The organism is Haloplanus sp. HW8-1 (assembly GCF_023703795.1).
GTDB classification, from domain to species: Archaea; Halobacteriota; Halobacteria; order Halobacteriales; family Haloferacaceae; genus Haloplanus; species Haloplanus pelagicus.
In genome coordinates, this window is sequence record NZ_CP098519.1 from 91,589 (window position 1) to 105,080 (window position 13,492).

At 53.4% G+C, this 13,492-nt stretch carries 15 protein-coding genes and 1 pseudogene; 7 read left to right on the top strand and 9 right to left on the bottom strand.

The features are described 5' to 3' along the window. Window positions 1–294: 294 nt before the first annotated feature. Window positions 295–897 (bottom strand): DUF7509 family protein, encoded by a 603-nt coding sequence (locus NBT82_RS18825; protein WP_251331404.1) that lies wholly within the window; start codon window positions 895–897, stop codon window positions 295–297. A gap of 94 nt (window positions 898–991) precedes the next feature. On the opposite strand from NBT82_RS18825, the gene NBT82_RS18830 reads away from it, so the two are divergent. Then, window positions 992–1,447 (top strand): MarR family winged helix-turn-helix transcriptional regulator, encoded by a 456-nt coding sequence (locus NBT82_RS18830; RefSeq protein ID WP_050033912.1) that lies wholly within the window; start codon window positions 992–994, stop codon window positions 1,445–1,447. Between the two features lie 33 nt (window positions 1,448–1,480). Here NBT82_RS18830 and NBT82_RS18835 read toward each other — a convergent pair whose 3' ends face one another. The 4 genes from NBT82_RS18835 to NBT82_RS18850 all read right to left on the bottom strand — a co-directional run bounded on the left by NBT82_RS18835 (window position 1,481) and on the right by NBT82_RS18850 (window position 4,483). Then, window positions 1,481–2,137 (bottom strand): ribonuclease H-like domain-containing protein, encoded by a 657-nt coding sequence (locus NBT82_RS18835; protein WP_251331405.1) that lies wholly within the window; start codon window positions 2,135–2,137, stop codon window positions 1,481–1,483. Further along, window positions 2,134–2,451 (bottom strand): DUF8156 family protein, encoded by a 318-nt coding sequence (locus tag NBT82_RS18840; protein WP_251331406.1) that lies wholly within the window; start codon window positions 2,449–2,451, stop codon window positions 2,134–2,136. The genes NBT82_RS18835 and NBT82_RS18840 overlap by 4 nt, the downstream gene beginning before the upstream one ends. Window positions 2,452–2,453: 2 nt before the next feature. Then, window positions 2,454–3,392, bottom strand: a complete 939-nt coding sequence (locus NBT82_RS18845) for a P-loop NTPase family protein (protein WP_251331407.1) — start codon at window positions 3,390–3,392, stop codon at window positions 2,454–2,456. Window positions 3,393–3,676: 284 nt separating this feature from the next. Then, entirely contained in the window at window positions 3,677–4,483 is an 807-nt protein-coding gene (locus NBT82_RS18850; protein ID WP_251331408.1) for a restriction endonuclease, read from the bottom strand. Window positions 4,484–5,039: 556 nt separating this feature from the next. On the opposite strand from NBT82_RS18850, the gene NBT82_RS18855 reads away from it, so the two are divergent. Next, entirely contained in the window at window positions 5,040–5,747 is a 708-nt protein-coding gene (locus tag NBT82_RS18855) for a hypothetical protein (protein WP_251331409.1), read from the top strand. A 157-nt stretch (window positions 5,748–5,904) separates the two neighbouring features. On the opposite strand, the gene NBT82_RS18860 is transcribed toward NBT82_RS18855, so the two are convergent. Continuing rightward, a complete protein-coding gene (locus NBT82_RS18860) occupies window positions 5,905–6,933 on the bottom strand; it encodes a Cdc6/Cdc18 family protein (RefSeq protein ID WP_251331410.1) in 1,029 nt (342 codons plus the stop codon). 324 nt (window positions 6,934–7,257) lie between these two features. Beyond that, window positions 7,258–8,055: an alpha/beta fold hydrolase gene (locus NBT82_RS18865; RefSeq protein ID WP_251331411.1), complete on the bottom strand. Its 798-nt coding sequence runs from the start codon at window positions 8,053–8,055 to the stop codon at window positions 7,258–7,260. Between the two features lie 172 nt (window positions 8,056–8,227). Between NBT82_RS18865 and NBT82_RS18870 the strand changes: the two genes are divergently transcribed. The 3 genes and pseudogenes from NBT82_RS18870 (at window position 8,228) to NBT82_RS18880 (ending at window position 10,654) form a co-directional block, all read left to right on the top strand. Beyond that, window positions 8,228–8,863, top strand: a complete 636-nt coding sequence (locus tag NBT82_RS18870; protein WP_251331412.1) for an SDR family oxidoreductase — start codon at window positions 8,228–8,230, stop codon at window positions 8,861–8,863. 165 nt (window positions 8,864–9,028) lie between these two features. Beyond that, window positions 9,029–9,217: pseudogene (locus NBT82_RS18875) on the top strand (DMT family transporter); the annotation flags it as partial. Between the two features lie 861 nt (window positions 9,218–10,078). Continuing rightward, window positions 10,079–10,654, top strand: coding sequence for a M61 metallopeptidase family protein (locus NBT82_RS18880; RefSeq protein WP_251331413.1), 576 nt, complete (start codon window positions 10,079–10,081; stop codon window positions 10,652–10,654). Between the two features lie 169 nt (window positions 10,655–10,823). On the opposite strand, the gene NBT82_RS18885 is transcribed toward NBT82_RS18880, so the two are convergent. Together NBT82_RS18885 and NBT82_RS18890 are read right to left on the bottom strand one after the other, a co-directional pair. Beyond that, complete coding sequence (locus NBT82_RS18885; protein WP_251331414.1) at window positions 10,824–11,093, bottom strand: DUF8110 family protein; 270 nt, start codon at window positions 11,091–11,093, stop codon at window positions 10,824–10,826. A 29-nt stretch (window positions 11,094–11,122) separates the two neighbouring features. Further along, the gene (locus NBT82_RS18890; protein WP_251331415.1) at window positions 11,123–11,479 is read right to left on the bottom strand and encodes a DUF8165 family protein; all 357 of its coding nucleotides are present in this window, start codon (window positions 11,477–11,479) and stop codon (window positions 11,123–11,125) included. Window positions 11,480–11,593: 114 nt separating this feature from the next. On the opposite strand from NBT82_RS18890, the gene NBT82_RS18895 reads away from it, so the two are divergent. Beyond that, window positions 11,594–12,415: a CBS domain-containing protein gene (locus NBT82_RS18895; RefSeq protein ID WP_251331416.1), complete on the top strand. Its 822-nt coding sequence runs from the start codon at window positions 11,594–11,596 to the stop codon at window positions 12,413–12,415. 51 nt (window positions 12,416–12,466) lie between these two features. Further along, on the top strand, window positions 12,467–13,447 hold the full coding sequence (locus NBT82_RS18900) for an ADP-ribosylglycohydrolase family protein (protein WP_251331417.1): 981 nt from the start codon (window positions 12,467–12,469) through the stop codon (window positions 13,445–13,447). Window positions 13,448–13,492: the final 45 nt, after the last annotated feature.

A 13,492-nucleotide genomic window follows, 5' to 3' on the forward strand; every position in this document is an offset into this window, starting at 1 on the left:
TATACACCGAAATCTCGCATAATCGCCGGTGTGTCTGTTCCGGATTTCGGGAAACGAGGATCGTCTCGATAGAAACATCGCGCCCTCGGAAATTCATTCTTTTACCCACTTTCCGGAATCGCTTCCGAGTTTGATATTCGAACCTCCGAATCCGTGTTAACCAACAGACTGGCTGTATCACAGAATTTTGTTGGTTAAACCGAAGCATTTGGATTCTCCGAGCTAGACCTGCCGATCGAAATTATGTTCGCTGAGGGTTTCAACAGACTTCGTCAAATGAAATGGAGGCTCCCGCTACGCAACTTGGCGGACGTGGGCTTTGACAGCTTGATAGAGCCCGTCGAAATCATCGAACTCGTCGACTGTAACGTGCCAGCGGTCTGAAATCGCATCGATCATCGAACTTTCGACGTTCTGTTCGCCAAGGAACAGCACTTCTTCACGGAGTTCCTGTGACGAGAGATGTTCACAGACAGATCCGATCTCGATTCCTACACCGAGGTTGTCGCCCATCGCCGGGGCAATAAAGACAGTTGCAACGGACGCTTTAGTAAATTCGACACTTTGGGTAGCAGCGTCCATTTCGTAGAGCGGGATTTCAGGATCCGTCGCGAGAAAGGCATTGACTCCTCGCTCTTTTCGGAGTCGTCGTCGGAGTTCGATAAGGAGCCAGAGTGCCTCATCCGCGTCAAAGTCAGTTTCAGTAGCTTGGAGGTTTTGGACTGCTTCGTCAAGTGTAGTTCGCGTCGTGGCTACGCCTAGCTCGGTAGAGGGTGACTCGTAGGGTGGATAGGACTTGTAGGGTCCCATCAAATAGACCAAAAGTCGGGGCTTGGAGATCTCTGTCTCGCTGAGGTAGGGGCTTGTATCGAGTGCCTCGATCAACCGCTCTTCCATTATCCGTTACTCAATTCGGTGGACCAAATAGTTGGATGGTCTCGCCGCAACCATAGTAAAAAATCTTAAGATGGTAGGGAACCAACTGACTTATATGACTAACTCGCCCGACCGAACGTCAATTCCTGACGGCGGTTCGCTCCGACGGCGTGACGACCCTAATGAGGGCGATAACGGGTTCGACCTTGACGTTGAACTCCCTGAAGACAGCCTGTTCGATCTTGACGATTACTTGAAGATGTACGAAGTGGCGTCTAAGCCCAAGCAATATCTGATCCTTGAGGCGCTTGCGGAGAATAATCAACTCAGCACCAGCGAACTGTCAATGGTACTTGGTGAGGAGGATAATGCGCTCCACTATCCGCTCCGGACGCTCAAAGATGTCGCACTCATCAAGAACCGACGCGATCCGAATACGGGGACTGAAGAGACCTATTCGTACTACGAACTGACGGAGCTAGGACGGATCGTGTTGACCGAGGGGATCCGCGAGGGTGTCCAAATACTGGCTCGGCAAGAAGCATCTCTCGAAGACAAATATAGCAAGTAAATCGCCCCGAGGCCCTCGACAGTTTTTGTACATTCACCCTTCACTAATCACTGGGTCAAGCGATTTCATCGAAAAATCTGATTTCGAGCAGTATCGTTCGGCGACGTCCATCAGCGCTCGTGTGCGGCGAATATCGGCGACGTTGTGGAGTACGACCGCTTCGAAATCACCAGTCTCCCACGCGTCGACGGCCTCGCTACTTTTCCCAATTGGATCGACTGTGCCGTGGCCGGAAGCCACGAGCTCGTCATACACTCCAGTGAGGCTGTTCTCGCTCGTGTTGAATCGTGAGGAGAAGACCTCCATCACGTCGATGTACGGCAGCTCGGTGAACGGCCACTCGCGTTCATGATGACTCAACCGCGTTCGAAGAAATGGCAGATCGAATCCTCCCTTCCAGGTTTCCCCGTTGTAGGCAACGAGCTTGACATCTCGCTGTGCGATCGTGGCGTCGACGAACGTCTTGACTGCGTCCAACAGTGCGCCCTCATCGTCATGAACAGAGAGCGTTACTGGCGTGGCGAGATGCTCATTCACGCGCTGTTCGATATCTGCGGCACACGCACTCCCGTCTGTATTGAGGAACACTCTCGAGCCGATCTCGGCGTCGAAGCCGACGACGGTCAGCTGGTCAGTCGTCGAAAACCCCGTCGTCTCGATGTCGAATGCGATCGTCGCGAGTGTACTCATTGGGGTGGCTCGCTGGTTTCTTCATCGGATACTTGCGCATCGGTGTGCTGTTCGTCGAGCCAGTGTTCGAGCGCTTCGAGGCGTTCCTCGTGGTCTTCCAACGTGGCCTCCTGTTCGAGATCGATACTGAATAGCGCCGGCACCAGTGGATTCTGATGGTTCAACAGCCCGCTCGCGTCAGCGTGTTCGCGAGCGTACTCGAACAGTTGGTCGAAGCGTGGTTGGTCGCGACGACGGAGCGCCCGTCGGAACTCCGCCCAGCGGTCTTCGATAGCCCGCAGTGCATCCCGATATGTCGGATTCGTGCGTCCCATTGTTAGCGCCCCCCAGGTGCTGTCCACGCATCGAGGAGCGGACTCGCGGTGAGCGACGTCGTCTCGCCGTCAGCGGTCACGCTTGTTCCAACAACTGCCGGACTCGACGTCGACGACGGGGGTGTCGCCGGTTCGAGGCCAACCTGCGTCGCCCGCGTAGCGAGTAGCTGTCGCCAGTAGGCAAATGTGGTCTGGTAGTACGAACCGTCATCAACGGGATAGACGAGTGTCTCGAACTCGTCACCGACGAGTCGCGGCCCCATCCGTGTTTGCTCACACTCAAGATGGTGATTGGCGGCCGTCGCGACCGCTGCTGTGAACTCATCGATCGTACTCCGAGTAACGAGTACCGGGATGTCATAGCTGTCAGCGTACGTCGCTAGCCGAGCGAGAGTTCTCGCTTGTAGTGTTTCTGCGTGGTGCTCGCTGAGCGTCTCGTCGCTGCGGTACTGGGCGTCGACGGCCGGCGCGACGATGAGCGACGGGGTGTGTGGAGACGAGTCATCGTCTTGACCCATTGAATGTCGATCGGATGTGCTGGTGACAGCGGTCGATTTCTGGATGGCCTGGTTTACTGCTGTCGGGAGATCGTCGACAGCGCCGTAGTGCTGGTACGCGGTAAATCCGCGTGCGACGTGGATGCGGTCGAGCAACCGCTGGCTCGGTGTGATCTGAGCCAGCGTCGTCGTCGTCGCGTGGCCGTTCGCATCAACCCAGAAGGCGGGCCCATCGTGTAACAAGAGATGGTCAAGCACGAGCGACTGGAGGATTGGGACGCCACGCCCCCCGTCTATGTCCAGCAGCGTGATGCCGTCGTCGAGTGACGGTAGCAGCATCGCTTCTGTGGCTGGGTCGGCTTGATCAGCCAAGGTCCGATTGCGGTCAGCCCCCCGTGTCGGCTTGTCGGCCGCCATTCGGTTCGATGGTGGGTGGTCTCCCATACTCGATAACTAGTCACCCTCTCAATAAGCGACGGCGCGGTGCTTCCGTGTTTCAGGGAATAGCCTCTAGTGGCTACAGAATGGCCCAGTAAGCGTATATTTGGCCTGGCTGTTGCTTCCGAGAAAACTTCCACAGTTCTGACTCTGTTGAAATTCTCGACTGATGATTGTTCGGAAAGGGCATGCTGAATACAACGCGCGTATCCTGTGTAGAATTGCTCCAGTATTGAGCGAACATACCATGGCTAACTCGACTTCAAAACCGAGAGTAGCTACCAATAAGATTATTTTACGTACCTATCCACGACATCGTGTAGGTTTTCGTCATTAATGAATTCAGTTAGTTCTATGCCATCGATCAATTCAACATCCAAATCCTGAGCAGCTTTTCGTGCATTTTCTGTGAATTGAGCAGTAGTTACTAGAAATGACTTGTCACCATCCACCATTTTATCAATTGCTCCATAGTTCCTTATCGTACCTAGATTAATAGTGCTATCTGGTTGATATCGCTTGACTTGAATAGCATGTTTTTCACGCCAAGGATCCTGCCGTTGAGCAATTACATCTATGCCCAAGTCATCTTCATCTGGAACCACATTAGCACTAAATCCTATCTCCTTCCAACAATCCGCTATGAAGTGTTCAAATTCGGTAGGATCCATGGCATATAGTTTTTCTAATAATTCTTTATTAGGCAACGCTTGGTATTGCTTGCCTTCTTCTACTCTTTGAATAAAAGTGTCATACCAAGATAAAACTCCCAAATCACTCAAATTAATTATATATCTGCCGATAGCATTGTCTTCCCCATCTCTAACGGACGTACGAAGTCCTTCCATTAACTCATATGCATCCTCCAAAAGGTCTATTGAGGGTTTCCCAAGCAGATGATATACAGAAAACCAATCCATCTCATCTCTTCTAATACAAAAACGCAACATTTCTCTAGCATTGAGAATTTTATCGTGATCTAAGTCATTAGCAGAGGGATTAGTATAATCAGGGAGTTCTATTACATATCTTGAAGCCTCAAGAAATCTATCTTTGTTCCCTCCCAATTCTTTCATTCCAAAATCGTCCGCCGACACGTGGAGTTCGTTGTTTTTTCGGCTTACTCGGTATACGTGGGCATCCAAGGGCCTATTGAGCTCAACAGGCTGTCGGTTCGATAGACGAATATCCCACTCATTATCAAGATCGTCAGGCCTCTCGCATTCGTATACTGTGAAACTTCCACGTTCAGTGCTCTTCTTAACAGGGATTACAGTTACCTGTTCACCTATTAGATCAGATCGGGGGTGGGATACATTAATCACCATGATGATTCGTTATCCGCTAATAACTACAGTATTTCGCCGGCAAATTCTCTGAGCGGTTGCCTAGAGGTCTGAGAATAAGTAGTCTGTACTAGACAATATTACACAATACAGTCTGATGAACCTACCCTCTACATTTAGCAACGGTACCTATCATTACCAAAACATTTTAACAGAGTCTAAATCCTCGTTCTTGTTGATCCAGCTTAACCAACATTAGCACTAATCTTGTTGGTTAATTCGGCACGTGTTCTGGATCTAGCGGGATTCCGAGACAGAAGAGTTCGAGGGGGGGAACGCTTTTATTCGGCCTCTATTATCCGCATGTGTGACTAATTCCGACCAATCTGCTTTTGAGACTTTGATTGACGAGATTCATACTGATTTCTCCGACAATCCGGTTAACTACGGAAACGAGGATCCAGTCATTCCGGAGTTGATCCACCGGCTTCGACAGAAAATAGATGTAGACTATCTCCCAGTAGAGTATCGTCAAGAGTACGCCGATAACGAACAGTGGCGAGTCCGTGATTTTTCGACTCGTGTTGATAACATTGGCCAGGCAACTCGAATCCGTCCAGAAGTTCTCTTTGTACATGAGGGAGAGCGGTGGAAGTACGAGCGAACACTTGCTGGGGAAATCAAATCGACAGTGCCAAAATTTGATCTCGTTGTTTTCAACCCAGAACCACCGCTGATTGCGCAGAGCAAGGCGGAAGGCCCTGGTAATTATTGGGATACTGAGAACGACATCTCGGTGCTTTGTGAGGTTAAACACTCAAAAAACGAATCCTCGAACTTCTTTGCTGAATCAAATGGTGCCGATGATGTACAGGCGCTATCGCAGTATCCCGGCTCTGTAGAGCGGCGGGTATTCTTGTTCTTCGACTGGTGGCCAATCGATGGGAACCAATCCCATCGATACGAGCGCCACCGAGACCGATTGATAGAGAATGTCGGAGTGATATCAGAGCCAGTAGATGTTATTTTTCTCTCCCGTATTGGCGACTACCACACATTCACTATCGGATACTGAAGCGTCTCAGTTGGGCTTTTCAGACTATTATCGGCTGAAACGTCTGATCGCTGGAGACTGTGTATTGAACATAACTGGTCAGAATGTAACCCGTGTTGAGGATTTCAACAGAGCTGAATTAGCGTATTTACACTCCTACTACCGACTTAACAGATTGTTACGAAACTGGCGACGCAGCTGCTGAATCAACGAGTGAGTACTCGCGGTCTCGACTCGTGCCTTCTGCTTCGAGGAGATTGTACTGTGCCATCTTCGAAAGGTAGGTCCGGACAGTGCGTTTCGTCCGCGGATCGTCGACCGCCCCAGTATAGTGGTCGTGAATCTCGCTGGGTCCAAGTGGCCCGTGGTCGCGAACAATATCGTATACGACCCGCTGGTGTGGCGTAAGCGAGTCAAGGCTCTTCTGCTTAATTTGGGCCCGAGCATCTTCAGCGGCATCTAGGAGGATGTCGTTAGTGATCTCCTCGTGATTTTCGCGATCAGCCGTGCTGGCTGCGCTGCGAAGCATCCCGATAGCCAGACGAGCATCACCAGCGGCCGCATCGGCGATCTGATAGAGCTGCTCGTCGGTGATGACGTCGTTTTCAAGGCCCCATTTCGTTCGAGCACTCAGAATATCGTAGAGTTGCTCGTTGTGGTACTTGTCCATCCGGACGTGTTCGCTTGAGCGCAGCCGACTTACGAGCCGGTCGTCGACGCGGCTGAACAGCTCTTCTTCCTTGTTCGCGATACAGATCACCGCGAACTGCTCCATACTGTGGAGGTCGTAGATGAGGCTCGGGTCTTCGAGTTGGTCGACCTCGTCGAGGATGACAACGGTTCGAGGACCGTCGTACTGTTGGAGCCGATCAATGAGCTCGTCGTGGGGTGTCGACTGCCGATGAATGTCTATCGTCGCGCCGATGTCGTCGAGGATCTGGTACAGCGTTCGGAAGCGGCTGTAGTTTCGCCAGCAGTTGACGTAGGTGGCCTCGACGTCGAGCACTTCCTCGCGGAGCCGTTCGGTAACGAACTTCGAGACACAGGTTTTACCGACACCGCTCGGACCGGTGACGATAGCCGTGTCAGCTGGCTCTCCGTTCGTGATCGGTTCGAGAACGCTCGAGAGGTGGTTGACTTCGGCGTCGCGATGCTCGACTTCTCGAGGGACGAACCCGGCGCGGAGGACGCGAGCATCACGGATCATTTGTTTCTGACAGACTAATTTCCGGTCAGGTTATAAAAACCTCACCGGGTCAGTTCCGGAAAATTCCTCATCGCCGTTGAATTGCTTCTTCTATAGTGTCGCTGTCTCCCGATTCTGATTGTGGAAACGCTCCACTTCCGGAAACGTCCAAAAACTCACTCGGCTCTCTCTAGCCCGGCGTCTTCACCGTCAACCTCGATGACATCACCGTCGCCAACGTTCAGCGCGTTACGAAGCTTCTCGAGATGGTCATCTGCCTCCTCGCGGATCTCCTTCGCGGTGGTGAGATCAACCTCTCCATCTTCGAGTGTCTCGGCGGCCTCTTCAACAGCGTCCTGTGATGAACGACGAAAGGACGTGGTTGAACCGCTCAGGCTCCTCTAAGAAGGGACAATGACCACTATTGGTGAAGCGCTCAAGCTCGGCGTCAGGTGTATTGTCGGCAACGTATTCGACACCACCATTCTCTAGCATCGTTTCGTCTTCACCAAGACACACGAGGGTAGGAACATCCACGTCGGGAACCATTTCCCGGTAGTCGCGTACTGATTGGTCGAAAAGAATCGCGCTCGTGATCGGTGGTGGGACTCGTGTGATCTCGTCGAAGAGCGTCTGTTCGACAGTATTCGGTTCATCCACGAGCATCTCGTCAATGAGGGACCACGCCAGCTCGTGTGGATTTGTTTGTGCGAGCTCCATGAGTCCACGAAGTTCATCAAAGCCGAACACACCGTGCTCGTAATCCTCCTGTTCAAGATCCAGTGGCTGTTGTTCGACACTTACGAAGCCGCGGAATCGGTCTGTCCCAAACTGACGAACGTATTCCCATGCCACGAGCGACCCCATCGACCAGCCGACCAGAATAACATCAGAAAGACCCTGTGCGTCAAGGAACGCCTCCAGGTCACGAGCATACTGAGGCAGGGTATGTCCGGTTTCGGTTTTCTCGGAACGACCATGGCCTCTGAAATCGAGGGTGATCACCCGATACTCGTCGCTGAGAGGCTGCTGTTCGCTGAAGAACCGGCTACTCATCAACACTCCGTGAAGGAAGACAACCGGTACTCCGTCTCCATCCGATTCGTAGTACAACTCCGCCCCGTTGACCGATTCAGTTGGCATATCGGAAGATATGTATGATCGCTGTTAGTTGTTGTGCCGAATGCTGCTGATATCCAGTTGTTCCACTCTAGTATAGCACATTATGCCTCAGAACAGGGTATCCGCTATTGACTCTCCTCAGTCGCTTCCGTTGACGCCACCTTCTTGACGATATTGACCGAACATCGATTGTATGAATGTTCTCGTCGCTGGTTCGCATGGACAAGTTGGCCAACACGTGACCCGTCTGCTTGCTGAGAGCGATCACAGCGTTCAGGGGATGGTGCGTGTGGAATCGCAAGCACCAGATATCAGGGATTTGGATGCTGAGCCGGTTGTAGCGGATCTCACCGGTGATGTCTCACACGCCGTTGAAGAAATTGACGCGATCATTTTCGCTGCGGGATCGGGTGGTGAAGACGTGTGGGGTGTTGACCGCGACGGTGCGATTAACATCATTGACGAGGCGGTATCTGCGGGGGTAGAACGGTTTGTGATGCTTAGTTCGATTAATGCCGATCAGCCTGAGAATAGCCCCGAGGCGTTGCGAGAGTATCTCCGCGCAAAGGGTGAGGCCGACGAGTATCTCCAACAGAGCAACCTGACGTACACTATCGTTCGTCCTGGACCGCTGACAAACGAAGGTGGTACCAAACGAATCAAAACAGGTACTGATCTCGACAGAGACGCGATTGAGATCCCGCGAGAAGATGTCGCCCGGACACTGATCGCGACGCTCGGGGCTGAGAGTACGTATGATGAAACGTTCGAACTTGCGGCCGGTGAGGTGTCGATCGGTGAGGCGTTAGAGACGCCACACCATACGTAGTCTGACGACCGGATTCGTGGACGGCTATCCTTTTTGATGGTGTCCGTACGGGTGTTGAAGTCCTTTGGCTGTACCACACCCCTCTGTCGACGCTATCGCCAAGCGCATCCGGATTGCCGGGGTGGTTTGACGCATGTTTCGCCGTTGGCGGCGACCCCCTCGTGAATGAGTTGCTACCGGACGGCCGGCCGCTTCTTGTTGCTGGGTGCGGTCTGGGGGACGGCGTTCATGGCGACGGACGTCGGCCTCGCAGATCTCCCCGTGGTACCGTTCGCAGCCGTGCGCTTTGATGTCGCTGCCGCGCTGCTGTTCGCCGCCGTTCTCGTCTCTGGTTCGGATGTCTATCCTCGGACTCTTCTGGTTTCAGTTTCACCCTCCTTGACGAACTCTTTTGTCGGTCTTTAACGGTGTGGCAGTATGCGACGATACGGTATCATTCTGCTACTTATCATTGTAGTCGTGGCCGCTGGCACTACGGCTACAACGGGTCAACAAGTCCAAGACAGAGCCCCCGAAAGTTGCATAGATGCTTTTACAGCCCAACAGTGGGAGTCGGCTCAGCTTACGGGAGAGATACGACTCGCTGAGGATGACACAGTCCAAATCACATACGATGGCCACGGTGAATTGACCCCATTCGAGGTTGACCCACCGACTGCGGCTACCGTTGTCAACACGACTGGGTTCTCGAACACTGCGGATGGGACCTACACCTTTGGTGGACGGCAGGCAACACCGACCCTCACGTATCGCGTACAAACTGGATTATCCACCAATGAATCTTATGCGAGCGGTGAGTCGTGGCTTCATACTCCGCTCCCTTCGTACATTCAGACCCGCGTCCACCACATCACCCCCGAAGGCGGCCACGTTGGTACGCAATTCGCCTATCTTGGAAATTATTCAGCTGTAACGCTTCAAGATGGATGCCACGAAGTCACGGGCATCATCGCTGACGAGAGCCGGTCGGCGGTTGACAGTGAGCAAATCGAGCGGCAGCTCCGATACGCGATGACTGAGTACGATGTTGGACACCGTTACAGCAAGACAACAGTCTTCGTAACACCGGGAAAAGTCGATCCCACTTCCAGTGGTGAAGCACACAAAGCGGACGCGTGGGCGTCCAGTCGACATGGGCCATCGAATACCACCCATATCGTACTCCACGAGTACTTACATACGAGACATTCTTTCGGTGATGCTTCACTAGGCGAGATGAGTTGGTTCAATGAGGGGACAACGGAGTATATGTCTCTACGACTAATGCTGGGCGCTGGGACACTTTCGCCACGAGAATACAACAACCGATTGGAGAACGCCGCAGGGGGGCGTGCTGTCCTATCGAACCGGTCAACGTGGACCGATCATCGTACCCCATACCAGCGGGGAACGTTGTTTAATGCCCATTTAGACCACCGTATCCGAAACGCTACAGACGGCGAGAGTACGCTCGAAGATGTCGTCGCTGTCGCGAACGCTAAACAGGGGAGCCAGTTCCTTCCGTCTGAACGTGCGGTATTCGATATTGTCGCAACTGTTTCCAATACAGACACAGCGACATGGGCAAACAGTACTGTAGATAGCAGTCAGGCTTTCGGAATTTCACCAATCCAACAAAAGACCACTCCTGAATGGGAGTACCGGATCTCAATCGCTCACGAAAATCTAAGCGAACAACCTCTACTTGGTGTCTTCTTCGGATTGGTGCTTGGGGTTCTGCTGATGACAATTTCCGAAGAGTACGTCAATGGGTCGGAGGATGACAGCCCAGAAAAATCAGAAAACAGCTAGTTAGTAGGCGGCTAAGTCCTCTATTAAAGAAGGCGCTCATTCAGGGTATCCGAATCTGTCAGTACACGCTGCGAGAGTGAGCATTGGTTCTGTAGGGCCGAGACTGACTGGGCGAAGTCACCCTGATGCTGAATAATATTGGTGAAGCGCCGTACTGTCCGCCTTCTGGTCACTTGTCCGGCTTCGTCCCGGTTCGCAGATTCTCGCGGTACTCAGCCCACGCCTCGTACATTTCGATCTGATCGTTTTTCGACATTGTCTCATCGGTGTCCGGGTCGAAGAACGGAAGTTCTTCTTTCTCCGGCATCGCCATCACTTGGCTGAGCGGATAGAGCTCAGAGTAGTAGTTTTCGAGGACCCATTCTTCACCGTGATCTTCGACAGCTTCGGTAATGAATGGGGCTGCTTCCGGGTACTCGTCGGCAAGGGTATCGGGCATTGTGAACTGTAGTGGGAAGAGTGGCCGGCCTACGCGTCGGTGAACTCAGCAAGCGAGTGGTTGGGACTGCTGTGGTTCCACTTTCCGATCTGAATGAGATCGAAGGTCTCGATGTCGTCTTCAACAGCGGCGTCAAGTGTGGCAGTAATGTCGGCAGAGAGACTGTCGACACGGATCGCCGTCACTGGGTGACCTCCAAGCTTGTAGCCGGTTGCGAGACTCGTGGGAGAGACGACGATTACCGCACCACCATCGACAGCGTCGAGGGCGAGTTGGGCATCCCGATGCTGGAGGACGGTCGCATCCAGCTCATCGACAGGGAAGAGACAGACTGCTGTCCCGTACTCAATGCTCGCCCCCGCTGTGTAGAAATGCCCTATAGACATAATCAGCTGCTACTATATGCCCTATGGACATTAATATTGCGGCTCCAATCAATACCGAGTCATGCGACTCGGCCAGCCCGTAAGTTGAATATCCAGCCCGTTTCAGCGCTGTGTGTGGCTCGAAATCTGTACGAGAGTACCGCGGCGGCACTCGCGACTGGATCTGTGGAACACATTTCGTACGAGACCCCACCGAGCACTGCTGCCGAGTGGCTCGTGACGAATGGCTACGATGCGGCGCCAGTTGACCGGGACGGCGACCCAGTTGGATTCATCCACGAAGATGACGTCGACACCGACGATACTGGTGACACGCTTGAGGCGGCGCTCACACCGCTCACTATTGACTACATGATTAGCGGTGACACGTCGTTCGCGGAGAGTCTCGCAGCGCTAATCGAGGAGCCGGTCTATTTCCTTGGGGGCCACAACCGGATCACCGGCATCCTCACCCGTGCGGATCTGAATACCCCACCCGCACGGATGTATCTCTTCGATCGGATCACGTACTTGGAAGAACATCTGCGAGAGATCATCTCGTCGGAGGTTTCCGATTGGAAGCAGACTCCTGTGAGTACCGACGAAATCGATGGTATCGAAACCCGGTATGCGGATGCCAAAGCCGCTAACGTGGAATTATCAGAGATTCACTACGCCCAATTTTCGACACTCAGTACGATTGTGTCGAGCGTCGAGGCCTGTTGGCAAGAGTGCGGGTTTTTAATGGCAGGTGAGGCGCAGTCGCGGCTTCACGACATTACGGAACTCCGGAACGATGTCGCCCACGCCAATCTCCTCGTTGAGCATACGGAAGATGATAAGTTTCTGAGTAGCGGCCGGACGACTGAGAATCTGTATACTCTCCTTGCGGACATCGAACAGATCCTGACCAGCCTACAGGGTGCGGGGTACGCGCCGGAGACTGCCACAGAGTAGCAATCCGTCGGACGTCCAACTACTATCATCCCTCGCTGATTCGTCTGATCTATGAGTGACTCAGCGGCAGGCGTCCTCCTTGGTCTCGCCTGCGGTGATGCCCTCGGCCGTCCGGTAGAGTTCCAGCAAACAACCTCCATCCAGCGCCGGCACGGCTGCGTTACGGAGATGCTGGCCAACGGGACCCATGGCCAACCGGCTGGCACGATCACGGACGACACCGAGATGGCGCTGTGTGTGGCTCGAAGCCTCGTTGGTTCGGGCCACTTCGACCCCGTTGACGTCGCAGACCGATTCGTTGAGTGGTATCAATCAGACCCGTTTGACATTGGACTACTCACTAGCACAGTCCTCAGGCGACTCCGAGATGGTGACGCGTGGGATGAGGCTGGGATCGATGAGTGGAAACACCTCCCAGAGGGATCCAATGCGGGCAACGGCAGCGTCATGCGATGTGCCCCGTACGGGATCGCGTTTGCTGGTGAGTCCGATGTACTCGTGACTGCGAGTCGTGTGTCGTCGGCGATCACGCATGCCGACCCGCGCTGCCAATGGGGATGTGTGATTCTAAACGCGACGCTCGCTGGCCTGCTCGGGGGTAAGGAACAGCCGCTTGCGTCCGCGCTTGAACTCGCAGTGAATGCGCCTGCTGAACTCCGGAGCGCGTGTGAAGCTGTTCAGGCAATTGTGGAAGGGTCTGAGTCTGCGGCGGATCTTGAACTCGCTAATTCGGGCTATGTCGTCACAACACTTCAGGCGGGGCTCTATCACGGATTGACTGCTGAGAGTGCGGAGGACGCCATCGTCGATGCGGTGATGCTGGGTGGTGATACAGATACGATTGCGGCCGTTGCTGGGGCTGTTGCGGGGGCACGGTTTGGCGCGTCCGGGCTTCCCGATCGTTGGTTCCGGGCAATCGATGAGACGGCCGAACTCACAAAGTTAGGCCAGCAACTCGATACGATGGATTTGTCGCTTCCTGAGTCAGTCGCTGAGAATCTTTCGAGTAGCCAATTTGATTTACAAGCCTAATTTAGAATTTTTAACCAACAACTGGGGATATTTCGAGCTATTGTA

Excerpts from the sequence above, each read along its gene's own strand:
- NBT82_RS18825 (WP_251331404.1), bottom strand. The coding sequence starts at position 897 with ATGGAAGAGCGGTTGATCGAGGCACTCGATACAAGCCCCTACCTCAGC.
- NBT82_RS18830 (WP_050033912.1), top strand. The coding sequence starts at position 992 with ATGACTAACTCGCCCGACCGAACGTCAATTCCTGACGGCGGTTCGCTC.
- NBT82_RS18835 (WP_251331405.1), bottom strand. The coding sequence starts at position 2,137 with ATGAGTACACTCGCGACGATCGCATTCGACATCGAGACGACGGGGTTT.
- NBT82_RS18840 (WP_251331406.1), bottom strand. The coding sequence starts at position 2,451 with ATGGGACGCACGAATCCGACATATCGGGATGCACTGCGGGCTATCGAA.
- NBT82_RS18845 (WP_251331407.1), bottom strand. The coding sequence starts at position 3,392 with ATGGGAGACCACCCACCATCGAACCGAATGGCGGCCGACAAGCCGACA.
- NBT82_RS18860 (WP_251331410.1), bottom strand. The coding sequence starts at position 6,933 with ATGATCCGTGATGCTCGCGTCCTCCGCGCCGGGTTCGTCCCTCGAGAA.
- NBT82_RS18865 (WP_251331411.1), bottom strand. The coding sequence starts at position 8,055 with ATGCCAACTGAATCGGTCAACGGGGCGGAGTTGTACTACGAATCGGAT.
- NBT82_RS18870 (WP_251331412.1), top strand. The coding sequence starts at position 8,228 with ATGAATGTTCTCGTCGCTGGTTCGCATGGACAAGTTGGCCAACACGTG.
- NBT82_RS18880 (WP_251331413.1), top strand. The coding sequence starts at position 10,079 with ATGAGTTGGTTCAATGAGGGGACAACGGAGTATATGTCTCTACGACTA.
- NBT82_RS18885 (WP_251331414.1), bottom strand. The coding sequence starts at position 11,093 with ATGCCCGATACCCTTGCCGACGAGTACCCGGAAGCAGCCCCATTCATT.
- NBT82_RS18890 (WP_251331415.1), bottom strand. The coding sequence starts at position 11,479 with ATGTCTATAGGGCATTTCTACACAGCGGGGGCGAGCATTGAGTACGGG.
- NBT82_RS18900 (WP_251331417.1), top strand. The coding sequence starts at position 12,467 with ATGAGTGACTCAGCGGCAGGCGTCCTCCTTGGTCTCGCCTGCGGTGAT.